Annotated in this window: 23 protein-coding genes; 13 read left to right on the forward strand and 10 right to left on the reverse strand. The window is 64.2% G+C overall.

Features of this window, described 5'->3' with window-relative positions:
• The first annotated feature begins 3 nt into the window (after nt 1-3).
• The 10 genes from ACLFKU_RS11635 to ACLFKU_RS11680 all read left to right on the forward strand — a co-directional run bounded on the left by ACLFKU_RS11635 (nt 4) and on the right by ACLFKU_RS11680 (nt 10,650).
• The gene (locus ACLFKU_RS11635) at nt 4-375 is read left to right on the forward strand and encodes an SMR family transporter (RefSeq protein WP_013089326.1); all 372 of its coding nucleotides are present in this window, start codon (nt 4-6) and stop codon (nt 373-375) included.
• 176 nt (nt 376-551) lie between these two features.
• Nucleotides 552-1,703 (forward strand): DegT/DnrJ/EryC1/StrS family aminotransferase, encoded by a 1,152-nt coding sequence (locus ACLFKU_RS11640; protein ID WP_410849177.1) that lies wholly within the window; start codon nt 552-554, stop codon nt 1,701-1,703.
• A gap of 6 nt (nt 1,704-1,709) precedes the next feature.
• Nucleotides 1,710-2,753 carry a glycosyltransferase gene (locus ACLFKU_RS11645; protein ID WP_368582870.1) on the forward strand — a complete coding sequence of 348 codons (1,044 nt, stop codon included), beginning with the start codon at nt 1,710-1,712 and terminating at the stop codon, nt 2,751-2,753.
• A complete protein-coding gene (locus ACLFKU_RS11650) occupies nt 2,750-3,679 on the forward strand; it encodes a formyltransferase (protein WP_410849178.1) in 930 nt (309 codons plus the stop codon). The genes ACLFKU_RS11645 and ACLFKU_RS11650 overlap by 4 nt, the downstream gene beginning before the upstream one ends.
• Nucleotides 3,676-4,722, forward strand: a complete 1,047-nt coding sequence (locus ACLFKU_RS11655) for a bifunctional UDP-4-keto-pentose/UDP-xylose synthase (RefSeq protein WP_176108676.1) — start codon at nt 3,676-3,678, stop codon at nt 4,720-4,722. The genes ACLFKU_RS11650 and ACLFKU_RS11655 overlap by 4 nt, the downstream gene beginning before the upstream one ends.
• A gap of 12 nt (nt 4,723-4,734) precedes the next feature.
• Nucleotides 4,735-5,628, forward strand: a complete 894-nt coding sequence (locus ACLFKU_RS11660) for a polysaccharide deacetylase family protein (RefSeq protein WP_368582867.1) — start codon at nt 4,735-4,737, stop codon at nt 5,626-5,628.
• Between the two features lie 212 nt (nt 5,629-5,840).
• Nucleotides 5,841-6,302, forward strand: coding sequence for a peroxiredoxin (locus ACLFKU_RS11665; RefSeq protein WP_410849179.1), 462 nt, complete (start codon nt 5,841-5,843; stop codon nt 6,300-6,302).
• Between the two features lie 355 nt (nt 6,303-6,657).
• Nucleotides 6,658-8,496, forward strand: coding sequence for a PhoH family protein (locus ACLFKU_RS11670; RefSeq protein WP_410849180.1), 1,839 nt, complete (start codon nt 6,658-6,660; stop codon nt 8,494-8,496).
• A 210-nt stretch (nt 8,497-8,706) separates the two neighbouring features.
• Entirely contained in the window at nt 8,707-9,792 is a 1,086-nt protein-coding gene (locus ACLFKU_RS11675) for an NlpC/P60 family protein (RefSeq protein WP_410849181.1), read from the forward strand.
• A gap of 51 nt (nt 9,793-9,843) precedes the next feature.
• A complete protein-coding gene (locus ACLFKU_RS11680; protein ID WP_368582860.1) occupies nt 9,844-10,650 on the forward strand; it encodes an SDR family NAD(P)-dependent oxidoreductase in 807 nt (268 codons plus the stop codon).
• 166 nt (nt 10,651-10,816) lie between these two features.
• On the opposite strand, the gene ACLFKU_RS11685 is transcribed toward ACLFKU_RS11680, so the two are convergent.
• From ACLFKU_RS11685 to ACLFKU_RS11730, 10 genes are all read right to left on the reverse strand, one after another.
• Nucleotides 10,817-11,827, reverse strand: a complete 1,011-nt coding sequence (locus ACLFKU_RS11685; RefSeq protein ID WP_368582859.1) for an inorganic phosphate transporter — start codon at nt 11,825-11,827, stop codon at nt 10,817-10,819.
• Entirely contained in the window at nt 11,827-12,453 is a 627-nt protein-coding gene (locus tag ACLFKU_RS11690) for a DUF47 domain-containing protein (RefSeq protein ID WP_410849182.1), read from the reverse strand. Before ACLFKU_RS11690 ends, ACLFKU_RS11685 begins: the two co-directional genes overlap by 1 nt.
• Nucleotides 12,454-12,568: 115 nt before the next feature.
• The gene (locus ACLFKU_RS11695; RefSeq protein WP_368582857.1) at nt 12,569-13,957 is read right to left on the reverse strand and encodes a replicative DNA helicase; all 1,389 of its coding nucleotides are present in this window, start codon (nt 13,955-13,957) and stop codon (nt 12,569-12,571) included.
• A gap of 166 nt (nt 13,958-14,123) precedes the next feature.
• Nucleotides 14,124-14,576, reverse strand: coding sequence for a 50S ribosomal protein L9 (gene rplI / locus ACLFKU_RS11700; RefSeq protein WP_410849183.1), 453 nt, complete (start codon nt 14,574-14,576; stop codon nt 14,124-14,126).
• 27 nt (nt 14,577-14,603) lie between these two features.
• Nucleotides 14,604-14,879, reverse strand: coding sequence for a 30S ribosomal protein S18 (rpsR, locus tag ACLFKU_RS11705; RefSeq protein WP_008922421.1), 276 nt, complete (start codon nt 14,877-14,879; stop codon nt 14,604-14,606).
• Nucleotides 14,880-14,881: 2 nt separating this feature from the next.
• Nucleotides 14,882-15,181, reverse strand: a complete 300-nt coding sequence (gene priB / locus ACLFKU_RS11710) for a primosomal replication protein N (RefSeq protein WP_176108684.1) — start codon at nt 15,179-15,181, stop codon at nt 14,882-14,884.
• 68 nt (nt 15,182-15,249) lie between these two features.
• A complete protein-coding gene (rpsF, locus tag ACLFKU_RS11715; RefSeq protein ID WP_013089311.1) occupies nt 15,250-15,624 on the reverse strand; it encodes a 30S ribosomal protein S6 in 375 nt (124 codons plus the stop codon).
• 193 nt (nt 15,625-15,817) lie between these two features.
• Nucleotides 15,818-16,765 carry an anti-sigma factor family protein gene (locus ACLFKU_RS11720; RefSeq protein WP_410849184.1) on the reverse strand — a complete coding sequence of 316 codons (948 nt, stop codon included), beginning with the start codon at nt 16,763-16,765 and terminating at the stop codon, nt 15,818-15,820.
• Nucleotides 16,755-17,633, reverse strand: coding sequence for an RNA polymerase sigma factor (locus ACLFKU_RS11725; protein WP_410849185.1), 879 nt, complete (start codon nt 17,631-17,633; stop codon nt 16,755-16,757). The genes ACLFKU_RS11720 and ACLFKU_RS11725 overlap by 11 nt, the downstream gene beginning before the upstream one ends.
• A 206-nt stretch (nt 17,634-17,839) precedes the next feature.
• Entirely contained in the window at nt 17,840-18,754 is a 915-nt protein-coding gene (locus tag ACLFKU_RS11730) for a LysR family transcriptional regulator (protein ID WP_410849186.1), read from the reverse strand.
• Between the two features lie 174 nt (nt 18,755-18,928).
• Between ACLFKU_RS11730 and gcl the strand changes: the two genes are divergently transcribed.
• From gcl to ACLFKU_RS11745, 3 genes are all read left to right on the forward strand, one after another.
• Nucleotides 18,929-20,704 carry a glyoxylate carboligase gene (gcl, locus tag ACLFKU_RS11735; RefSeq protein WP_410849187.1) on the forward strand — a complete coding sequence of 592 codons (1,776 nt, stop codon included), beginning with the start codon at nt 18,929-18,931 and terminating at the stop codon, nt 20,702-20,704.
• A 129-nt stretch (nt 20,705-20,833) separates the two neighbouring features.
• A complete protein-coding gene (gene otnI / locus ACLFKU_RS11740) occupies nt 20,834-21,643 on the forward strand; it encodes a 2-oxo-tetronate isomerase (protein ID WP_410849188.1) in 810 nt (269 codons plus the stop codon).
• A gap of 50 nt (nt 21,644-21,693) precedes the next feature.
• Nucleotides 21,694-22,605: a 2-hydroxy-3-oxopropionate reductase gene (locus tag ACLFKU_RS11745; protein WP_410849189.1), complete on the forward strand. Its 912-nt coding sequence runs from the start codon at nt 21,694-21,696 to the stop codon at nt 22,603-22,605.
• The last annotated feature ends 84 nt before the right edge of the window (nt 22,606-22,689 follow it).

Below are 22,689 nucleotides of genomic sequence, written 5' to 3' on the forward strand. Positions count from 1 at the left end.
TCGATGAACCCGATTTCCCTCTTCTGCATCCTCGCCGGCGTCACGCTGAACGCCGGCGCGCAGCTGCTGCTCAAGGCCGGCACGAATGCCGTTGGACACTTCGAATTCACCCGTGCGAACATCCTGCCCATCGGCTTCAAGCTGGCAACCCAGCCGCCGATCATCGGCGGGCTCGCCTGCTACGTGATCAGCGTGGCGGTGTGGATCATCGGGCTCTCGCGGGTGGACGTGTCGATCGCCTATCCGATGCTGTCGCTTGGCTACGTCGTCAACGCGATCGCCGCGTGGTACCTGTTCGGCGAAGTGATGTCCGTGCAGAAGCTGGTCGGCATCGGCATCATTCTGGTCGGCGTGGTCGTGCTCGCGCGCAGCTAGGCGCGGCGCCTCGCGCAGGAACCCGCGCGGCGCACGAGCCGCCTAAGCCTGACGTAAGGTAGGGCGCGGTAAGCTGCACGGTTGCGTTTTTTCCGCCGCGGCCTTGGGTTTGCGCGTAGTTTGTGGTTTACTTCGCGCCCGTCGGGCCGCGCCCCTTTCAATCGAGCGATGCATTCATGAGCCAGTCACAAGTCCCGTTTTTGCCGTTTGTCAAACCCGAGATCGACGAGGAAACGATCCAGGGCGTCGCCGACGTGCTGCGTTCCGGCTGGATCACCACCGGCCCGCAGAACCAGAAGTTCGAGGCCGCGCTGTCCGAATTCTGCGGCGGCCGCCCGGTGCGCACGTTCAATTCCGGCACGGCGACGCTCGAAATCGGCCTGCGCATCGCCGGCGTCGGTCCCGGCGACGAAGTCATCACGACGCCGGCCACCTGGGTGTCGACCTGCAACGTGATCCTCGAAACCGGCGCGACGCCGGTGTTCGCCGACATCGACCCGGTCACGCGCAACATCGATCTCGATCTGCTCGAAAAAGCCATCACGCCGCGCACCAAGGCGCTGCTGCCGGTGTTCCTGTCCGGCTTGCCGGTCGACATGGACCGTCTGTACGCGATCGCCCGCGAGCACAAGCTGCGCGTGATCGAAGACGCCGCGCAGGCATTCGGCTCGACCTGGCGCGGCGAGCGCATCGGCAAGCTCGGCGACATCGTGTCGTTCAGCTTCCACGCGAACAAGAACCTGACCTCGGTCGAAGGCGGCGCGCTCGTGCTCAACAACGAGGAAGAAGCGGTGCTCGCGCAGAAGTACCGGCTGCAGGGCATCACGCGCACCGGCTTCGACGGCATGGACTGCGACGTGCTCGGCGGCAAGTACAACCTGACCGACGTCGCCGCGCGCGTCGGGCTCGGCCAGCTGCCGCATCTGGAGCGCTTCATCGCGCAGCGCAAGAAGCTCGCGCGCGCGTACTTCGCGCAGCTCGAAGGCGGCGCGGCCGTGAAGCTCGGCGTCGGCCTGCCTGTCGCAGACTTCGAAAACAGCAACTGGCACATGTTCCAGATCACGCTGCCGCTCGAAAAGCTGTCGATCGACCGCGCCGGCTTCATGGGCGAGCTGAAGGAGCGCGGCATCGGCTCGGGCGTGCACTACCCGGCGCTGCACCTGTTTTCCCTGTACCGTGCGCGCGGCTTCAAGGAAGGCATGTTCCCGCATGCCGAACGCTTCGGCGCCACCACCGTCACGCTGCCGCTCTTCACGCTGATGAACGAAGGCGACGTCGAGCGCGTGTGCCGCGCGGTCAACGAAATTTGCGAACACTACGGAAAGTAAGCGGACATGACTTATTCGGAACATCGCGCCGTCGCACCGGAAGTGTCGATCATCATTCCGGTGTACAACGAGGAAGCCGGACTGGCCGCGCTGTTCGCGCGCCTCTATCCGGCGCTCGACGCGCTCGGCACCGGTTATGAAGTGATCTTCATCAACGACGGCAGCCGCGACAAATCCGCGGCGCTGCTTGCCGGGCAGTTCCGCGCGCGGCCCGACACGACGCGCGTGATCCTGCTGAACGGCAACTACGGCCAGCACATGGCGATTCTCGCGGGCTTCGAGCAGTCGCGGGGTGACATCGTGATCACGCTCGACGCCGACCTGCAGAATCCGCCCGAGGAAATCGGCAAGCTCGTCGCGAAAATGCGCGAGGGCTTCGACTACGTCGGCACGATCCGTCGGCAGCGCCAGGACAGCCTGTGGCGCCGCAAGGCGTCGCGCGCGATGAATCATCTGCGCGAGCGCATCACGCGCATCAAGATGACCGACCAGGGCTGCATGCTTCGCGCGTACAGCCGTCACATCATCGATACGATCAACCGCTGCGGCGAGATCAACACGTTCATCCCCGCGCTCGCGTACACGTTCGCGCAGAATCCGGTGGAAATCGAGGTCGCGCACGAAGAACGCTTCGCCGGTGAGTCGAAGTACTCGCTGTACTCGCTGATCCGCCTGAATTTCGACCTCGTCACCGGTTTCTCGGTGGTGCCGTTGCAATGGCTGTCGTTCATCGGCGTGATCCTGTCGCTAGGCTCCGCGGCGCTGTTCGTCCTGCTGCTGATTCGGCGCTTCATCATCGGCGCGGAAGTGCAAGGTGTGTTTACGCTGTTCGCTATCACCTTCTTCCTGCTCGGCGTGATCATCTTCGCGCTCGGCCTGCTCGGTGAGTACATCGGCCGGATCTATCAGCAGGTGCGTGCGCGGCCGCGTTATCTGGTGCAGACCATTCTCGAAGAACGCGACGGCGGCGCCGTCGCCGAAGCACCGCGCCAGACCGTCGCGCAAGGCGTGCAGCCGGTGCCGGTCGCCGATCAGGGACGTCAGCCATGAAGCCGCGCGCCGTCGTATTCGCGTATCACAATGTCGGCGTGCGCTGCCTGCAGGTGCTGCTCGCGCGCGGCGTCGACGTCGCGCTCGTCGTCACGCACGAAGACAACCCGAGCGAGAACATCTGGTTCGGCAGCGTGGCATCGGTCGCGGCCGAGCACGGCATCGCCGTCGTCACGCCGGCCGATCCGAAGAGTCCGGAACTGCGCGCCGCGGTGAGCGCCGCGCGGCCGGACTTCATCTTCTCGTTCTACTACCGCCACATGCTGCCGCTCGATCTGCTCGCGATCGCCGCACGGGGCGCTTACAACATGCACGGCTCGCTGCTGCCGAAGTATCGCGGCCGCGTGCCGACCAACTGGGCGGTGCTCAACGGCGAGAGCGAAACCGGCGCGACGCTGCACGAAATGGCCGCGAAGCCCGACGCCGGCGCGATCATTGCGCAAACCCCGGTGCCGATCCTGCCCGACGACACCGCCGCACAGGTCTTCGACAAGGTAACGGTCGCGGCGGAGCAAACGCTGTGGCGGGTGCTGCCGGCGCTGCTCGCAGGCGAGGCGCCGCATCTGCCGAACGATCTCGCACACGGCAGCTACTACGGCGGGCGCAAACCGGAAGACGGCCGCATCGACTGGAGCCAGTCCGCGCAGCAGATCTACAACCTGATCCGCGCGGTCGCGCCGCCGTATCCGGGCGCTTTCACCGATCTGAACGGCCATCGGTTCATCGTCGCACGCGCGCGTCTGGCCGTGCCCGGCGCGCTCCGCTCGGATTTGCCCCCGGGCCTGCACGTAAGCGATAATGCCGTTTTCGCAATTTGCGGCGACGGCCGCGCGATCAACATCCACGAATTGCGGCACCAGCACGATGGCGGCGAGACTGCCGTCAGTCCGGCGAAATTCGCCCAGCTCATCCAATCTCATTCATGAAAAAAGTCCTGATTCTGGGTGTGAATGGCTTTATCGGCCATCACCTGTCCAAACGCATTCTCGAAACGACCGACTGGGAAGTGTTCGGGATGGACATGCAGACCGAACGTCTCGGCGACCTCGTCAATCATGAGCGGATGCACTTCTTCGAAGGCGACATCACGATCAACAAGGAGTGGGTCGAATATCACATCAAGAAGTGCGATGTGATCCTGCCGCTCGTCGCGATCGCCACGCCCGCAACCTATGTGAAGCAGCCGCTGCGCGTGTTCGAACTCGACTTCGAAGCGAACCTGCCGATCGTGCGTTCGGCCGTCAAGTACGGCAAGCACCTCGTGTTTCCGTCGACCTCCGAGGTCTACGGCATGTGCACGGACGAGCAGTTCGATCCGGAAGAATCGCAGCTGTCGTACGGCCCGATCAACAAGCCGCGCTGGATCTACGCGTGCTCGAAGCAGCTGATGGACCGCGTGATCTGGGGTTACGGCATGGAAGGCCTGAACTTCACGCTGTTCCGTCCGTTCAACTGGATCGGCCCGGGCCTCGACTCGATCTACACGCCGAAGGAAGGTAGCTCGCGCGTGGTCACGCAGTTCCTCGGCCACATCGTGCGCGGCGAGAACATCAGCCTCGTCGACGGCGGTGCGCAAAAGCGCGCATTCACGGATATCGACGACGGCATCAGCGCGCTGATGAAGATCATCGAGAACAAGAACGGCGTCGCCACCGGCAAGATCTACAACATCGGCAATCCGACCAACAACTTCTCGGTGCGCGAGCTCGCGCACAAGATGCTGGCACTCGCGGCCGAATTCCCCGAATACGCGGACTCGGCCAAGAAAGTACAACTGGTCGAAACGTCGTCGGGCGCGTACTACGGCAACGGCTATCAGGACGTGCAGAACCGCGTGCCGAAGATCGACAACACGAAGCAGGAACTCGGCTGGGCACCCACGTCGACTTTCGACGAAGCGCTGCGCAAGATTTTCGAAGCGTATCGCGGCCATGTCGCGGACGCCCGCGCACTCGTCGAACAGCAATAAAAGGGCGCGTCCTTGGCTCGCATCGTCCTGAAGATCGACGTCGACACGCTGCGCGGCACCCGCGAAGGCGTGCCGAATCTCGCGCGCATCTTCGACCGTTTCAAGGCGCGCGCCACCTTCCTGTTCAGCCTCGGACCCGACCACACTGGTTGGGCGATGCGCCGTGTGCTGCGGCCGGGTTTTCTGAAGAAGGTGTCGCGCACGTCGGTGGTCGAGCATTACGGCGTCAAACAGCTGATGTACGGCGTGCTGCTGCCCGGTCCGGACATCGGCGCGAAAGCCGCGGCCGAAATGCGCGCGATCCACGAAGCCGGCTTCGAGTGCGGCATCCATACGTGGGATCACGTGTACTGGCAGGACAACGTGCGCGCCAAAGATCGCGCGTGGACCGTCGCGCAGATGCAGCAGAGCCACGCGCGCTTCATCGAGGTATTCGGCGCGCCGCCTGTCACGCACGGTGCGGCGGGCTGGCAGATGAACGGCCACGCGTTCGAGCAGATCGACGCGTGGGGCATGCACTACGCGTCTGATGGTCGCGGCCACTCGCCGTATCTGCCGGTGGTCGACGGCAGGACGCTCAAGCACGTGCAGATGCCGACCACGCTGCCGACGCTCGACGAAGTGCTCGGTGTCGATGGTGTCGACACGCACAACGTCGCCGCGTGGATGCTGAAACAAACCGAAAAAAATCCGCACGACCAGGTGTTCACGCTGCACGCGGAGCTCGAAGGACAGAAGCTCGCGCCGGTATTCGAACAGTTGCTCGAAGGCTGGCGCGCGCAGGGCCACACGTTCGCCACGATGGGCGATTACTACGCCACGCTAGACCGCGCCACGCTGCCATCGTACCCTGTTACGTGGGGCGAGATTCCGGGGCGCTCCGGCGAACTGATCGTCCAGCCCTGAAGGGCTGCGGCGCGGCGCGAAAGTCGTCGGTAAGCACGCCGCTTGCTGCCTGCCCGTTCGCCGCGTGGCCTGCCGATCGGGCAGCCGCAAGGCAACCTCAAGGCAACCGCAAGCCGCACGCTGACCGAATCCCCGAACAACAACAACCTCGACGACAGACCGGCCGACGCCGCGGCACCTAGCGACGCCGGCCCCAACCACCGGAGAACCTCGTGTCCATCGCAGTCGACCAACCCATCCCCGACTTCACCGCCGCCGCGACGGGCGGCGAAATCACGCTGTCGAAGCTGCGGGGCAAAAAGGTGGTGCTGTATTTCTATCCGAAGGACAACACGCCGGGCTGCACGACCGAAGGTCTGCAGTTCCGCGATCTGTATCCGAAGTTCAAGAAGGCCGGCGCGGAAGTGATCGGCGTATCGCGCGACAGCTTGCGTTCGCATGACAACTTCAAGGCCAAGCTCGAACTACCCTTCCCGCTGATTTCCGATCCGGAAGAAACGCTGTGCGCGCTGTTTTCCGTCATCAAAATGAAGAAAATGTATGGCAAAGAGGTACGGGGAATCGAGCGCTCCACGTTCCTCATCGACGCCGCTGGCGTGCTGCGCGAGGAGTGGCGCGGCGTCAAGGTGCCGGGCCACGTCGACGAAATTCTGGAGGCTGTACAAGCGCTTTGATGCGCGTTATATTGGGCCGCAATGAGTGCCTGTCCACCCCATATTTTTCTCCGCTGCGCCAGCTCTGACGGCCGCTTGACCGGATCCACCGGTGCCGTTCGGAGCGTGAGGCGCAATGCGAGCATCATCGTCGAGCCGCTAGCCCCGAATGCCGGGGCGGCGGCTTTTTTAATTGCGCGCAGCCGCTCGTTCACTGGTTCGCGCGCTTCCGTCAAGGAGCCTATCGAAGACCAGGCGAACCGGCATCTCTAGACCGAATGCGCGCCTCCTCGCGCAGACTGGGTGTCCCATGAGGACATCGTCAGAATGCGACGGGCGGCGCACGATATGTGACCCGATCATTTCGAGGGAAACCATGCCTTTGCCTACTCCCCCCAGCAAGCTCGGCAATCTTTTGTCGCCTGACGAATACAAGGCCAAAGCCGTCACGCCCGCGCGCTCCACTGCGAATAAACAGGCGCGTGAAGGGGAATCCGCAGAGTCGGCCGATTACGGCCGCGCCAATGTTGCCACCCCGATGGCGCACGCCGCCAACGCCGCCACCACGTTGTGGCCCGTGCCCGCCGTCGAATCGCCGCCCGCCGCGCAACCCGCGCCGGCGCGCGGCCGCAAGACCAGGCAGACCGCCGCGCTGTTGCAGCCGGTTCCGTCCGCGCATGCGCAGCTCGACGCCGACGCGGCCGAAGCTCAACCGGTCGTGGCACGCGCGAAGCACCCCACGGCCGAAACAGCCGCCGCACCCGCCGCGGCGACCCCGGCCGCCACGCGCAAGAAACGCGGCACCGGCGCCGCGCCAGTCGAGGTGCAGAAGCTTTTCGTGCTCGACACCAACGTGCTGATGCACGATCCGAGCTGCCTGTTCCGCTTCGAGGAACACGACGTCTATCTGCCGATGATGACGTTGGAAGAGCTCGACAACCACAAGAAGGGGATGTCGGAAGTCGCGCGTAACGCGCGTCAGGTGAGCCGCACGCTCGACGCGCTGGTCGCGAACGCGGGCGACATCACCGACGGCATTTCGCTCGCGCGGCTGGGCAGCCGCGAGGCCTCCGGACGGCTGTTCTTCCAGACCCGGCTGACCGCGATCGAGCCCGTCGAAGGGCTGCCCGAAGGCAAGGCCGACAACCAGATCCTCGGCGTCGTGCGCGCGCTGCAGCGCGATCGCGCGGATCGCCAGGTCGTGCTGGTGTCGAAAGACATCAACATGCGCATCAAGGCGCATGCGCTCGGCCTGCCCGCCGAAGACTACTTCAACGACCAGGTGCTCGAGGACAGCGACCTGCTGTACACGGGCATCCGCGCGCTGCCGCAAGACTTCTGGACCAGGCACGCGAAGGGCATGGAAAGCTGGCAGGACACCAAAACCGGCACCACGTACTACCGTGTGACGGGTCCGCTGTGCGCATCGATGCTGGTCAACGAGTTCGTTTATCTGGAGCCGCAGAACGGCGAGCCCGCGTTTCATGCACTGGTGCGCGAGCTGAACGGCAAGACCGCGCTGCTGCAAACGCTGCGTGACTATGGCCACCACAAGAACAACGTGTGGGGAATCACGGCGCGCAATCGTGAGCAGAACTTCGCGCTGAACCTGCTGATGAATCCGGAAATCGACTTCGTCACGCTGCTCGGCCAGGCCGGCACCGGCAAGACGCTGGTCGCGCTCGCGGCGGGCCTCGCGCAGGTGCTCGACGACAAGCGCTACAACGAGATCATCGTGACCCGCGCGACCGTGCCGGTCGGCGAAGACATCGGCTTCCTGCCGGGCACCGAAGAGGAAAAGATGCAGCCGTGGATGGGTGCGTTCGACGACAACCTGGAAGTGCTGCAGAAAACCGACGACGCCGCCGGCGAATGGGGCCGCGCCGCGACCCAGGAGCTGATCCGCTCGCGCCTGAAGATCAAGAGCATGAACTTCATGCGCGGCCGCACGTTCGTCGACAAGTATCTGATCATCGACGAGGCGCAGAACCTGACGCCGAAGCAGATGAAGACGCTCGTCACGCGCGCGGGTCCGGGCACGAAGATCATCTGCCTCGGCAACATCGCGCAGATCGACACGCCTTACCTGACCGAGGGTAGTTCGGGCCTGACCTATGTGGTCGACCGCTTCAAGGGCTGGGCGCACAGCGGACACGTGACGCTCGCGCGCGGCGAGCGCTCGCGCCTCGCTGACTACGCGTCGGAGATTCTCTAGGCGTTCGCAGGTTTTTTCCGGCTTTCATCGCAAGCCGCGTCCGGTTCGATCCGGACGCGGCTTTTTTATTGCGCCGACGTTCTCCGCAGGCAACACTTAGCGCACAAACTTCAAGTAATTTATCAACAATCCTTGCGGCAGCCTTGTTGGGCGGCTACCATCCCGACATCGTCAGTGAGTAAATGGGCGCTTACCGCCCGTGCTGTCTTCATGCGCCGACTCGCCCTATCGCTGCTGCCCGTCCTGCTGCTCGCCGCTTGCGCCGGCGCGCCGCAAAAGACGTCGCGCGGGTCCGGCGGCACCGTCGTCGCGAACGGCGCCTACCACGAGCCGCCGCCCGGCTTCCCCCATTTCGTCGATCACAGCATCGGCCGCGAGGAAATCTCGATTCAGGCGATGAGCCTCGTCGGCGTGCCCTACCGCTGGGGCGGCAATACGCCCGACAGCGGCTTCGACTGCAGCGGTCTGGTGCGCTATGTGGTGCTGCGCGCGGCGTCGGTGAACCTGCCGCGCACGACGGCCGAGATGAGCGGGCGCGGCGAATCCGTCGAGCCGGACGAAATCGCGCCCGGCGATCTGATCTTTTTCAATACTACCGGGCGCGCGCATTCGCACGTCGGCATCTACGTGGGCAAGCTGCGCTTCGTCAACGCGCCATCGACCGGCGGCACAGTGCGGCTCGACTATCTGACCAATCCCTACTGGGCGAAGCGTTTCGACGGCATCCGCCGGATGGCGGGACCGGCGGCGACGCCCGCGCCGTTCGATACGCCGAGCTATCAGGCGGCCGCGCCGCAAACGGAGCGCGCTGCCGCGGGCGCGGCGGCGACGGTGGCGGTTCGACCAGCGTCGACCTATGTCGGCACGATCCCGCCGACCGGTGCAGGCAGCGGCACGCCCGTCGCGCAATCCGATCAATTCGAGCCGCCGCCGTCGGGCCTCAGCGCCGCGCAACTGCAGGCGCGCTCGGCGGGCGCGGTGGCACCGCCGCTGGTCCCGGTGGCTCAGACACGCACGTATGAAAGCGGCGCTCCTTCATCCGCTCAACCGATCCAGCCAGCCACGACTGCCCGCGTCCTCCCGCCAACCGCACCCGACGCAATCGACGCCGCCGCCGATGCATTCGAGCCGCCGCCGCCCGCATCCATCGCGGAACGCCAGGCCCGCCAGGCACAGCAGACCGACGGCGCTGGCGCCGTGCAGCTGATGCGCGCGTCGACGGTTTCCCACGGCGTGCCCGCCCCCGCGCAAAGCAGCGACGACCCGATCGCCCGTTTCGCGAACGGCAACTTCTGACGTCGTGATCTGCTATCGTCATCGATATTCTTTCGACGGCGGGTAACGACCATGGAACTCGGGCTCAAAAATAAGGTGGTGCTCATCACCGGCGGCAGCAAAGGCATCGGTTTCGCCTGCGCGCGGGCCTTCGCACAGGAAGGCGCGAAGGTCGCGATCGTGTCGCGCGACCCCGCCAACCTCGCGCGCGCTTACGAACAGCTGAAACAGGAAGGATTCCACGTGCATCGCACGCGTGCCGACCTGCACGAGCCGCACAGTGCCGCCGATATCGTCGAGGAAGTCAGCGCCGCGGTAGGCCCGATCGACGTGCTGATCAATAGCGCCGGCGCCGCGCGCCGGTACGACCCCGAGACGCTCGATGCCGACGCATTTCGGGCGACGATGGAGGCGAAGTATTTCCCGTATATCTATCCGCAGCAGGAGGTGCTGCGCCGTATGGCCGAGCGCGCGAAGGCCAACGGCGGTGCCGAGCCGGGCACGATCGTCAATATCATCGGCATGGGCGGCAAGATCGCGAGCGACATCCATATCGCAGGCGGCGCGGCCAACGCGGCGCTGATGCTCGCGACCGTCGGCCTCGCGCACTACTACGCGCGCTATGGCATCCGCATCAACGCGATCAATCCGGGTGCGACGCTGACCGAGCGCGTCGAGGAAGCGGTTCGGCTGGAGGCGGCGCAACAAGGCATCGGCAACGACGAAGCGCTCGCGCGCGGCCAGGCCAGGACGCCGCTCGGCCGCTACGCAAAGCCGGAGGAAATCGCCGACGTGGCGCTGTTCCTCGCGAGTCGCCGTGCAAGCTATGTGACGGGCGCGATCATCCCGATGGACGGCGCAAACGCACCGCTGATCTGAACGGAAAGAGCGACGCGACGGCCTTCAGGACGGCGCAGTCGCGCGTTCAATCGAACTATGCAGGGAAACCGGTGCGATGCAACGGGCGGCATGAAGCCGAAGCCCGCGCGTGCGGTTCAGCCAGAGTCAGCCAAATCCAGCAGCGCAGGCCTGCATCGCACGGCGATTACAGGAAGTGGTGACCCAGCCACCAGGCTCCGCCGGACAGCAGCGCGGATGCCGGAATCGTCAGAATCCACGCCCACACGATGTTACCGGCCACGCCCCAGCGCACCGCGCTCAACTTCTGCGTCGCGCCGACCCCGACGATCGCGCCGGTGATCGTATGGGTGGTGGAGACGGGAATGCCGAGCGCCGACGCGGTGAACAGGGTAAGCGCTCCGCCCGCCTCCGCACAGAAGCCGCCGACCGGCTTCAGCTTCGTGATTTTCTGTCCCATCGTGCGGACGATGCGCCAGCCGCCGAACAGCGTGCCGAGACCCATCGACAGATAGCAGCCGCCGATCACCCACAGCGGCGGCGCATCCGCCTTCATCGACGCAAACCCGGTTGCGATCAGCAGCATCCAGATGACGCCGATTGTCTTCTGCGCGTCGTTGCCGCCATGACCGAGGCTGTACAGGCCGGCGGAGAGCAGTTGCAGGCGGCGGAAGCGCCTGTCGACCTTGCTCGGCGGCGTGCGGAAGTACAGCCACGACACCAGCAGCATGAAAAACGAACCGAGCACGAAGCCGAGCAGCGGCGAAATGAAGATGAACGCGACGGTCTTCATCAGGCCGTCCCAGTTCAGCGATCCCCAGCCCGACTTGGCGAGCGCCGCGCCGACGAGGCCGCCGATCAGCGCGTGCGATGAGCTGGACGGAATGCCGTAGACCCAGGTAATCACGTTCCACGCGATCGCGCCGACCAGCGCGCCGAAGATCACGTAATGATCGACGATGTCCGGATCGATCGTGCCCCTGCCGACGGTTGCGGCCACCTTCAGGTGAAACACGAAATACGCGATGACGTTGAACGCCGCCGCGAACGCCACCGCCTGCTGCGGCTTCAGCACGCCGGTCGATACGACCGTGGCGATCGAATTCGCCGCGTCGTGAAAGCCGTTCATGAAGTCGAACACCAGCGCAATGGCAACCAGGCCGGTTACGACCCAGATAGCGAGTTGTATCGATTGCATTATGCGTTTTCCAGCACGATGCCTTCGATGATGTTCGCCACATCCTCACACTTGTCCGTGATCGTTTCGAGCAGCTCGTAGATCGCCTTCAGCTTGATCAGGACCTTGACGTCGTCTTCCTCGCGGAACAGCTTCGACATCGCCGCGCGCAGCACGCGGTCGGCTTCCGATTCGAGCCGGTCGATTTCCTCGCAGGCCTTCAGGATCTGGCGCGCCTCCTTCATGTCCGACAGCAGGCTGACCGCGAACTGCACGCGCTCGCAGGTCGCCGTGCAGATATGCGCGAGCTGGCTCGCCTCCGAGGTGACCGCTTGCACGTCGTACAGCGAGATCGCGGTGGCGACGTCCTCCATCAGGTCGAGGATGTCGTCCATCGTCGTGATCAGCTTGTGGATCTCGTCACGGTCGAGCGGCGTGATGAAAGTCTTGTGCAGCAGGTCGATGGCTTCGTGCGTGAGCTTGTCGGCCGCTTTCTCGGCCTTTTGCACGTTTTGCTTGTGGATTTCGGCGTCCTGCAGATTGTCGATCAGGAGCTCGAGTTCGCGGCTCGCCGAGATGATGCACGTTGCGTGCGAATTGAAGATTTCAAAGAACTTGCCCTCGGTGGGCATGAATCGACCGAACATTGGGATCCTGGAAATGGGTCACGTAATGGCTGACATAAAACCGCCATATTGTACCGTTCCGCCATCATTGCCGCACTCGCAACAGCGCCGTTACAACAGCCCACGGCGCCTCGCCTCACTCGCCGCCGTAGAAGTTCTGCGCACCCGCAAAATTGTCGAACTTCGTGTATTGACCATGGAACGTGAGCCGAACGGGGCCGATCGGACCATTCCGCTGCTTGCCGATGATGATCTCCGCAGTGCCCTTGTCGGGGCTGTCCGGGTTGTACACTTCGTCGCGGTAGATGAACAGGATCACGTCGGCGTCCTGTTCGATAGCGCCCGATTCGCGCAGGTCCGACATGATCGGCCGCTTGTTTGGCCGCTGCTCGAGGCCGCGATTCAGCTGCGACAATGCGATCACCGGCACGTCGAGCTCCTTCGCGAGGCTCTTCAGCGAACGCGAGATTTCCGAGATTTCGGTCGCGCGGTTTTCGCCCGCCGACGAGCCGCTCATCAGCTGCAGATAGTCGATGATGATCAGCCCGAGCTTGCCGCACTGGCGCGACAGCCGGCGCGCGCGCGAGCGCAGTTCCATTGGGTTCAGACCGCCGGTTTCGTCGATGAAGATCTGCGCCTCGCTCATTTTCTGCACCGCGTGCGTGAGCTTCGGCCAATCCTCGTCGGTCAGACGCCCGGTCCGCATGCGATGCTGATCGAGCCGGCCAACCGAACCCAGCATACGCATCGTGAGCTGCGTGCCCGGCATTTCCATCGAGAACACCGCGACCGGCAGTCCGTACTCGACCGCGACGTACTCGCCGATGTTCATCGAAAACGCCGTCTTACCCATCGACGGACGGCCCGCGACGATGATCAACTCGCCGCCGTGCATGCCCGAGGTCATGCGGTCCAGATCGACGAAGCCGGTTGGCGTACCGGTCACGTCGCTCGGATTGGCGGTGTGATAGAGCGTGTCGATCCGTTCGACCACTTCGGTCAGCAGCGGCCCGATCTCGAGGAAGCCCTGCGTGCCGCGCGCGCCGTCTTCGGCGATCGAGAACACCTTCGATTCCGCTTCGTCCAGCAATTGCCGGACTTCCTTGCCTTGCGGGTTGAACGCGTCGGCGGAGATTTCATCGGCGACCGACACGAGCCGGCGCAGCACCGCGCGGTCGCGCACGATTTCCGCGTAGCGGCGGATATTGGCGGCGCTCGGCGTGTTCTGCGCGAGCGCGTTCAGGTAAGCAAGGCCGCCGACCTCTTCCGCCTTGCCCGAGGTGCCGAGCGCTTCATAGACGGTGACCACGTCGGCCGGACGCGTGGCCGCGATCAGCTTGCCGATGTGCTCGAAGATGATGCGGTGGTCGTAACGGTAGAAGTCGCTCTGCGCGAGGAAGTCGGCGATGCGGTCCCACGCCGCGTTGTCGAGCAGCAGGCCGCCCAGCACCGATTGCTCGGCTTCGATCGAATGCGGGGGGACTTTCAGCGACTCGAGTTGGGGATCTTTGGACGGTGCGTTCATGGGGAGGAATTATCGGGCAATCCGACGACGGCTGCGAGCGGAAAAAACGCCAACTCGGGGGATACACGACGATAGTCGGGCACAAAAAAAGCAGGGGCCGGTTACCCGGCCCCTGCCCTTCACCAGCGAAGTGCTGGCTGATCCTGCGTGATGCTCAGCGCTCGACTTAGACGTGCTCGCCGATCACAGCCACCGTCAGATCGACGAGAACGTCGGTGTGCAGCGAAACCTGAACCGGGTGCTCGCCAACCATCTTCAGCGGGCCTTCCGGCAGACGCACTTGCGCCTTTTCCACTGCGAAGCCTTGCTTGCCCAGTGCTTCGGCGATGTCGGCGTTCGTCACCGAACCGAACAGACGGCCGTCGACGCCAGCCTTTTGATTGATCTGAACGGTTTGGCCTGCCAGCTTTTCGCCTTGAGCCTGAGCGGCTGCCAGCTTTTCAGCGGCGACCTTTTCGAGTTCTGCGCGGCGCACTTCGAATTCAGCCAGGGCTTCCTTCGTTGCACGGCGAGCTTGCTTGTTCGGGATCAGGAAGTTACGTGCGTAACCGTCCTTGACCTTCACGATGTCGCCCAGGTTACCCAGATTGACGACTTTTTCCAGAAGAATGATTTGCATTCGGATGCTCCTTATCGCGTCGTCGGGTTAGGCCTTGTGCTGGTCGGTGTACGGCATCAGCGCGAGGAAACGCGCGCGCTTGATAGCCGTGTCCAGCTGGCGTTGATAGTGCGCCTTGGTACCCGTGAGACGTGCCGGCGTGATCTTGCCGTTCTCGCCAATGAAGTCCTTCAGCGTTTCGATGTCTTTGTAGTCGATGTACTCGACGCCAGCGGCCGTGAAACGGCAGAACTTCTTGCGCTTGAAGAGCGGGTTCTGTTGCTGACGACGCTTGTCGAATTTCTTACCAGTCGGGCGGGGCATGATTAGTCCTTTCCAATGTCCTGCAATGCTGTGATGTGAAATACCAGAGTTCGCGCGTTACGGTGCTTTTTAGCCAGAAAACCTGTGAAGAGCGTTTCGACGCCCATCTGACAGTTTTCGAGCTTACCGCTCGCTTCGCCCGCGGCGACCGCCTGCATGGTTAGTTCGACCTGACGGGCAATGCCCGCCTCGACGACTTCCGTGCGGTGGTGCAACGTGCAGCTCGCAATCGGAACGCCGGCGGGGGTGTACCGCACCGCTTCGCGTTCGACGACGCTCGCCGTAAGTTGCAGCCGGTTCATGTACTTGAGATGCCTTCGTGTACGTGAGCGGAGCGACGCTGCGTGTCTGGTAGCTTAAATAGTGTGTCTTAAGCCTGCGCTTCGGTCGGCTGAGCGGCTGCCGACTTCTTGGCTTCTTCGCGCTGCACTTCCTTCATCATCGGCGACGGGCCGGTTTCGGCCTTCTTCATCTTGACGATCAGGTGACGCAGAACGGCGTCGTTGAACTTGAACGCGTGTTCCAGCTCGTCGAGCGTGGTCTGGTCGCATTCGATGTTCATGCAGACGTAGTGAGCCTTCGCGAGTTTCTCGATCATGTAGGCCAGTTGGCGACGGCCCCAGTCTTCGACGCGGTGAATCTGACCACCGTGCGACGTGATCGTGCTCTTGTAACGCTCGATCATGGCGGGCACTTGCTCGCTTTGATCGGGATGCACGATAAAGACGATTTCGTAATGACGCATTACACACTCCTTGTGCTGACTTTTGGATAGAAGCCGCCCGGGCGTCGGAACCGGTGCGGCAAGTGAGAAGCCCAAAAGTGTAACCCGAATGGTGAGGGGTTGCAAGGCATTCCGCCGATTCGGCCATGGAATCGAATGTGTTTTCAAGAGCTTAGGGATTACAGAACCGGGGAAATCCGGCCGCGGCAGCCGCTCAACCCGCTTCCCTGCGTTGGCTGCCGCTCTGCAACCGCGCTCTGAGCGCCGCTTCGAAGCCCGTGAGCGCATCGGGCGCGGCGTCCGTGATCGCCCACCAGGTCATGCCCGCCGCGTCCCAGTGTGCGATCGAATAGCCGTCGTGACCAAGCGCCGCCGGCGCCGCGCCCCCCGCCGTGGACTGCGGAAACACGTACACGTCGATCACGTGCTTGCCGTAGCGGTACACGAGCACCGCGACCCGCTGATGCGCGAGGTAGTCGAGCCGGCCACCCTGAAGCGCGAAGCCGGCCGCCGCGAGGTCCTCGACCGGCGGCGAATAGTCGAGTCGGCCGTTGAACCATGGCTTCACCGTGTGACGGTCTGTCGAAATCACGTCGATGTCGCGGCCGGAGACCTGCGCGCGCACGTGGCTTTCGACGAGTTCGTCGGTGAACGGCGAGGATTCGGCCGGACGGTGCAGTGTCAGCGTCAGGACCGCGGCGGCTGCGCACAACGCGATCACCAGTGCCACAAGACCGCCGCGCGCGGCCGCGCGGTTTGCCCCGCCCGCGCCGAGCGGGCCGCCGAAGCCCCCGAGCCAGCCGTCGAGCCACACGGACCACCTCGCCGCGCGACGCTGACGCCGAGGTTGCTGCGTCGCCGGCTGCGTCATCCCGGAGGCGGACTGCTTCGGCACATCGTCAGGCGCACCCGTCGCGGCCGAGACCACGCCCCCTTCGTCGACGACGCCGGGCAAACCCGCCACGATCCGCGCCCGCAACAACTGCGGCGCCCGATGATACGGCGCCGCGCGCAGCGCGCCACTCAGCGCACGCACGTTGTCGCTCGCGCGCCGGCAATCGTCGCAGCTCTCGATATGCTGCTGGACGCGGCGCGCATCGGGCGCCGGCAATTCGTGATCGGCATTCGCATCGAGGAGCGGCCGAGCTTCGTTACAGTCCATCCGGCGTCTCCTGAGCGGGGTCGGCGGCAGCGCCGGGAATGTTGAGGGGCCGGCCGTCGGCAAACGCCCGGAGCTGTGTCACTGTTGCGGTGGCGGGCATACCCGCCGACGAGGCCGGGCGACCGTCGCCTGAACTTCTGGCCGGCTGGACGCAAGGTGCAGGGGCCGCGGTGGCCGCAGACCGTGCGAGTCGCCCGGACTGCGCGTCCCGATCCGGCGGCCCCTCCTGCCGGCTGCCCTGCCCGCCTTTACGCGCCTTGCCGACTGGCTCCCCTCCGCCTCGCTGCTGCGCCATCAACACCTCCGCCAGCTTGCGCCGCCCACGCGCGAGCCGCGACATCACCGTACCGATCGGCACATCGGCCACCACCGCGATCTCCCGATATCCCATCTCTTCGAGCTCACGCAAGATCAGCACCTCACGATACTCGACCGGCAAAAGCGCCAGCGCATCGTGCACCAGTCGCACATCCTCGTCGCGGATCAGCAGCGTCTGCGGATCGTCACCGCCTGCGCTCCAGCCGTCGAGGGTCGCGTCGTCCATCGTTTCGTCGAATTCGAGCATGTCGTGCGACGGCGCGCGCCGCCGCCATTCCGTGTACCAGGTGCGGCGCACGATCGCGAGCAGCCACGGCCGCGCGGAGTCGCCGCGAAACGTATCGAAGAAGCGGAACGCGCGCATGAACGCTTCCTGCACGACGTCCTCGGCATCGTTCGGATTGCCGCACAGCCAGCGCGCAAGGTTGTACGCGGCGTCGAGATGCGGCAACGCCAGCTGCTGGAAGCGGCGGCTTTTCGCTGCATCGGCGTCGGCGCCGGCATCTGGCTCGCCGCGCGCGTGGGCGGCGTCTGAGTCGGTCTGGACCACGTGGGTCCCTCCAAGGGCATGGCGGCTGCGTCGTGCGGGTCGCTGCTGTCGAGCGCCCCGCGTGGTGTCGTTGCTGTCTTTCACAGCAGAACTGGCCATAGACCCAGTTTATTCCCGAGTTCCGCCAGCAATCCCAAAAAGTTCGGGCTCGCCCGCGCGCCTCTCGCCAACTCTCTCGCCACCTCTCTCGCCAACCAATACGCCCGCTAGTACGACGGCCGGTTCCAGTAGTCGTCGCTGGCGTACACGTCTTTCAGATAGTCGATGAAATAGCGCACCCGCGCCGGCACGTAGCGCTGCTGCGGATAGACCGCGAGGATGTCGTAATCGGGCAGCGCATACTCATCGAGCACGGTTTCGAGCTCGCCGCGCGCGAGCTGCTGCTGGATTTCCCATGTCGAGCGCCAGCCGAGTCCGAGCCCTTCCGAAACCCAGCGATGCAGCAGTTCGCCATCGTTGCAGTCGAGCGAGCCGCCCACCCGCACCGTCGCGAGCTTGCCGTTGCGGCGGAAGTACCAGCCGCGGTTCTGCCCGCCTTGCAGATTGAACGCGAGGCAGTTGTGGGCCGGCAGATCCTCGAGCGTCTTCGGCTTGCCGTGAAGGCGGAAATACTCGGGCGTACCGCACACCACGCGCCGGTTCGACGCGAGCTTCACCGCGACGAAGTTCGGATCGACCGTGCCGCCGATGCGAATCGACAGGTCGTAGCCCTCGCGCACCAGATCGACGACCCGGTCGGTCAGATTGAACGACATCTGCAACCCGGGCTTGTCGCGCAGAAATGCGGGCGCGAGCGGCGCGACGTGCTTGCGGCCGAACGCGGCCGGCGCCGACACGATCAGATGGCCATTCACCGCGCGGCGCCCCGCGCTCAGTTCGTTTTCCGCCTGATCCCACTCGCTGAGGAGCCCGCGGCAGCGTTCGAGAAAGGCCGCGCCGTCCTCGCTGACCACCAGCCGCCGCGTCGTGCGATACATCAGCTTCACGCCGAGGCGCTTCTCGAGCGCGTCGATGCGCCGCCCGAGAATCACCGGCGAAACGCCCTCCTCCAGCGCCGCCGCCGCGAGACTGCCCGCATCGGCAACCCGCACGAAGGTTTCGATCTGTTTGAAGCGGTCCATGCTCGTCTCCCACCTGTCTCTTGCCGGGCTGATGATGCCGGCCGTGCGCCGGGCGCCATGCCATTCGATACTTTTTGTTTCGGAATAAGCGACCCGGACTGATCTTATCAAACCTTTGGCGCAGGCCTACAGTGTCCCTCAACCGACGTAATTACCGACATTGAGGAGACATCCATGGCCAAGATGAGAGCCGTCGACGCCGCCGTTCTGGTGCTCGAAAAAGAAGGCATCGATACCGCGTTCGGCGTGCCGGGCGCCGCGATCAACCCGTTCTACTCGGCGATGCGCAAAGCCGGCGGCATCAGCCACGTGCTCGCGCGTCACGTCGAGGGCGCATCGCACATGGCCGAGGGCTATACGCGTGCACAGCCGGGCAACATCGGCGTATGCATTGGCACGTCGGGCCCTGCCGGTACCGACATGATCACCGGTTTGTACTCCGCCCAGGCTGACTCGATCCCTATTATGGCTATCACGGGTCAAGCGCCGCGCGCGCGTTTGTACAAGGAAGACTTCCAGGCCGTCGATATCGAAGCGATCGCGAAGCCCGTCACCAAGTGGGCCGTGACCGTGCGCGAGCCGGCGCTGGTGCCGCGCGTGTTCCAGCAGGCGTTCCATCTGATGCGCTCGGGCCGTCCGGGTCCGGTGCTGGTCGACTTGCCGATCGACGTGCAGCTGGCCGAAATCGAATTCGATATCGACACGTACGAACCGCTGCCGGTCTACAAGCCGAAGGCAACCCGCAAGCAGATCGAAGCGGCGCTCGCGCTGCTCAACGATGCCGACAAGCCGCTGATCGTCTCGGGCGGCGGCGTATTGAACGCGGTCGCCGAAAACCTGCTCGTGAAGTTCGCCGAAACGGTCGGCGTGCCGGTGATCCCGACACTGATGTCGTGGGGCGCGATTCCCGACGACCATCCGCTGATGGCCGGCATGGTCGGTCTGCAGACCTCGCACCGCTACGGCAACGCGACGATGCTCGCATCCGACTTCGTGCTCGGCATCGGCAACCGCTGGGCCAACCGTCACACCGGCAGCGTCGATGTGTACACGAAGGGCCGCAAGTTCGTGCACGTCGATATCGAACCGACGCAGATCGGCCGCGTGTTCGGTCCGGATCTCGGCATCGTGTCGGACGCGAAGGCCGCGCTCGAACTGTTCGTCGAAGTCGCCGGCGAATGGAAGGCCGCGGGCAAGTTGAAGGATCGCAGCGCATGGGTCGCCGATTGCCAGCAACGCAAGCGCACGATGCTGCGCAAGACGCACTTCGACAACGTGCCGATGAAGCCGCAGCGCGTGTATGAAGAGATGAACCAGGTGTTCGGCCGCGACACCTGCTACGTGAGCACGATCGGCTTGTCGCAGATCGCCGCCGCGCAATTCCTGCACGTGTACAAGGCGCGCAACTGGATCAACTGCGGCCAGGCCGGCCCGCTCGGCTGGACAATTCCAGCGGCGCTCGGCGTGCGCGCGGCCGACCCGCAACGGCCGATCGTCGCGTTGTCGGGCGACTACGACTTCCAGTTCATGATCGAAGAGCTTGCGGCCGGCGCGCAATTCAAGCTGCCGTACGTGCATGTCGTCGTGAACAACTCGTACCTCGGGCTGATCCGCCAGGCGCAGCGCGCGTTCGAAATGGACTACTGCGTGCAGCTCGGCTTCGAGAACATCAACTCGCCGGAGACCAACGGCTATGGCGTCGATCACGTCGCGGTCGCCGAAGGTCTCGGTTGCAAGGCGATTCGCGTGTTCAAGCCCGAAGAGCTGAAGCCGGCGCTGCAAAAAGCGCAGTCGATGCTCGCCGAGTTCAACGTGCCGGTGATCGTCGAAGTGATTCTCGAACGTGTGACCAACATCTCGATGGGCACCGAGATCGACGCGATCAACGAGTTCGAGGAACTCGCCGAGAAGCGCGAGGACGCGCCGACGGCGATCAGCCTGCTCGACTGAGCGTCGCGCGTTCGCAGTACCCGCAGCATTCAGCGCGCACGATGCGCGAGGGCCGAGCTCATGCTCCGCGCCCTCGCCTCATCATGCCCAGCGCGCCATTCCCTGACCGACCTGAGAGACAAAAGCACCATGCCGAAATTCGCAGCGAACCTGACGATGCTGTTCAACGAAGTGCCGTTCCTCGACCGTTTCGCGGCAGCAGCCAATGCCGGCTTCCATGCCGTCGAATTCCTGTTCCCGTATCCGTATTCGATCGCCGAATTGAGCGAACGTCTGCAGCAGAACCGCCTGAAGCTGGTGCTGCACAACCTGCCGGCGGGCAACTGGGAAGCCGGTGAACGCGGCATCGCGTGTCTGCCGGATCGGGTCGCCGAGTTCCAGGAAGGCGTCGGCCGCGCGATCGAATACGCAAGCGCGTTGAAGGTGCCGCAACTGAACTGCCTCGTCGGCATTCCGGGTGTGAACGTGTCTGCCGACACCGCCCGCGCGACGATCGTCGAGAACCTGCGCTTTGCCGCGCGCGAGTTGAAGAAGGCCGGCATCCGGCTGCTCGTCGAGCCGTGCAACTCGTACGACATTCCGGGCTTCGCGCTGAACCGTTCGCGCGACGGACTCGACGTGATTCGCGAAGTCGGCTCGGACAATCTGTTCCTGCAATACGACATCTATCACATGCAACGGATGGAAGGCGAACTCGCGGCGACGATCGAAAAGAACCTCGCGCAGATCGCGCATATCCAGCTTGCGGACAACCCCGGACGGCATGAACCGGGCACCGGCGAGATCAACTATCCGTATCTGTTCGCGCTGCTCGACTCGCTCGGCTACGACGGCTACGTCGGTTGCGAATACAAGCCGCGCACGACGACCGAAGCCGGCCTCGGCTGGGTGCAAAGCGTCGCTGGTCAGGCACGCGGCGCGGCACATGCGGCGGCTTGAGACGCGTCAGGCTCAATGCACGCCCCCTATAACCCTGGAGATTCACACACATGGCAAAGATCGGCTTCATCGGGCTCGGCATCATGGGCGCGCACATGGCGCGCAACCTCATCAAAGGCGGTCACACGCTGTTCGTGAACGGCGCCTATCCGGTACCGGACGACATCGCGAAAAGCGCGAGTGTGGTCGCCAGTTCGACCGCCGTCGCACAGGCCGCCGACATCGTCATCATCATGGTTCCGGACACACCGGACGTCGCCAACGTGTTGTTCGCTGATGACGGCGTCGCCGCTGGCCTCACCAAAGGCAAACTCGTGATCGACATGAGCTCGATCTCGCCGCTCGACACCCAGGCGTTCGCGAAGAAGATCAACGCGCTCGGCGTCGACTATCTCGATGCGCCGGTGTCCGGCGGCGAAATTGGCGCGCGCGACGCGACGCTGACGATCATGGTCGGCGGTCCCGAGAAAGCCTTTGCTTTAGCCAAGCCGCTGTTCGAACTGATGGGCAAGAACATCTCGCTGATCGGCGAGAACGGCGCGGGTCAGACCTGCAAGGTCGCCAACCAGATCATCGTCGCGCTGAACATCGAAGCGGTCGCGGAAGCGCTGCTGTTCGCGTCGCGCTCGGGCGCCGACCCGGAGCGCGTGCGCCGCGCGTTGATGGGCGGCTTCGCGTCGTCGCGAATTCTCGAAGTGCATGGCGAGCGCATGACGAAGCGCACGTTCAATCCGGGCTTTCACATCGAGCTGCATCAGAAGGACCTGAATCTCGCGCTCGATGGCGCGCGCAAGCTTGGCATCGCGCTGCCGCATACTGCGAGCGCGCAGCAGTTGTTCAGCGTGTGCGCGGCAAACGGCGGCAAGGCGTGGGATCACTCGGCGATGGTGCGCGCGCTCGAAATCATGGCGAATCATGAGGTCGCGCAAACGCCCGAGAGCAAGGAAGCGAAGGCGGCTTGAGGTCCCTTCGTGTTCCTGTGTGATTGAGCTCGTCGTTGATTGCGCTAATGACCGCTTCGGCATCCGCGCGGTGATGATGAGCAC

The organism is Paraburkholderia sp. EG304 (assembly GCF_046543485.1).
Classification (GTDB): Bacteria; Pseudomonadota; Gammaproteobacteria; order Burkholderiales; family Burkholderiaceae; genus Paraburkholderia; species Paraburkholderia youngii.

What these genes read in the sequence shown, in the direction of transcription:
- priB (WP_176108684.1), bottom strand. Translation starts at nt 15,181, where the DNA reads ATGAACCGGCTGCAACTTACGGCGAGCGTCGTCGAACGCGAAGCGGTG.
- ACLFKU_RS11720 (WP_410849184.1), bottom strand. Translation starts at nt 16,765, where the DNA reads ATGGACTGTAACGAAGCTCGGCCGCTCCTCGATGCGAATGCCGATCAC.
- gcl (WP_410849187.1), top strand. Translation starts at nt 18,929, where the DNA reads ATGGCCAAGATGAGAGCCGTCGACGCCGCCGTTCTGGTGCTCGAAAAA.
- otnI (WP_410849188.1), top strand. Translation starts at nt 20,834, where the DNA reads ATGCCGAAATTCGCAGCGAACCTGACGATGCTGTTCAACGAAGTGCCG.
- rpsR (WP_008922421.1), bottom strand. Translation starts at nt 14,879, where the DNA reads ATGCCCCGCCCGACTGGTAAGAAATTCGACAAGCGTCGTCAGCAACAG.
- ACLFKU_RS11695 (WP_368582857.1), bottom strand. Translation starts at nt 13,957, where the DNA reads ATGAACGCACCGTCCAAAGATCCCCAACTCGAGTCGCTGAAAGTCCCC.
- ACLFKU_RS11635 (WP_013089326.1), top strand. Translation starts at nt 4, where the DNA reads ATGAACCCGATTTCCCTCTTCTGCATCCTCGCCGGCGTCACGCTGAAC.
- ACLFKU_RS11645 (WP_368582870.1), top strand. Translation starts at nt 1,710, where the DNA reads ATGACTTATTCGGAACATCGCGCCGTCGCACCGGAAGTGTCGATCATC.
- ACLFKU_RS11685 (WP_368582859.1), bottom strand. Translation starts at nt 11,827, where the DNA reads ATGCAATCGATACAACTCGCTATCTGGGTCGTAACCGGCCTGGTTGCC.
- ACLFKU_RS11640 (WP_410849177.1), top strand. Translation starts at nt 552, where the DNA reads ATGAGCCAGTCACAAGTCCCGTTTTTGCCGTTTGTCAAACCCGAGATC.
- ACLFKU_RS11690 (WP_410849182.1), bottom strand. Translation starts at nt 12,453, where the DNA reads ATGTTCGGTCGATTCATGCCCACCGAGGGCAAGTTCTTTGAAATCTTC.
- ACLFKU_RS11675 (WP_410849181.1), top strand. Translation starts at nt 8,707, where the DNA reads ATGCGCCGACTCGCCCTATCGCTGCTGCCCGTCCTGCTGCTCGCCGCT.
- ACLFKU_RS11670 (WP_410849180.1), top strand. Translation starts at nt 6,658, where the DNA reads ATGCCTTTGCCTACTCCCCCCAGCAAGCTCGGCAATCTTTTGTCGCCT.
- ACLFKU_RS11650 (WP_410849178.1), top strand. Translation starts at nt 2,750, where the DNA reads ATGAAGCCGCGCGCCGTCGTATTCGCGTATCACAATGTCGGCGTGCGC.
- ACLFKU_RS11680 (WP_368582860.1), top strand. Translation starts at nt 9,844, where the DNA reads ATGGAACTCGGGCTCAAAAATAAGGTGGTGCTCATCACCGGCGGCAGC.
- ACLFKU_RS11745 (WP_410849189.1), top strand. Translation starts at nt 21,694, where the DNA reads ATGGCAAAGATCGGCTTCATCGGGCTCGGCATCATGGGCGCGCACATG.
- rplI (WP_410849183.1), bottom strand. Translation starts at nt 14,576, where the DNA reads ATGCAAATCATTCTTCTGGAAAAAGTCGTCAATCTGGGTAACCTGGGC.
- ACLFKU_RS11730 (WP_410849186.1), bottom strand. Translation starts at nt 18,754, where the DNA reads ATGGACCGCTTCAAACAGATCGAAACCTTCGTGCGGGTTGCCGATGCG.
- ACLFKU_RS11655 (WP_176108676.1), top strand. Translation starts at nt 3,676, where the DNA reads ATGAAAAAAGTCCTGATTCTGGGTGTGAATGGCTTTATCGGCCATCAC.
- rpsF (WP_013089311.1), bottom strand. Translation starts at nt 15,624, where the DNA reads ATGCGTCATTACGAAATCGTCTTTATCGTGCATCCCGATCAAAGCGAG.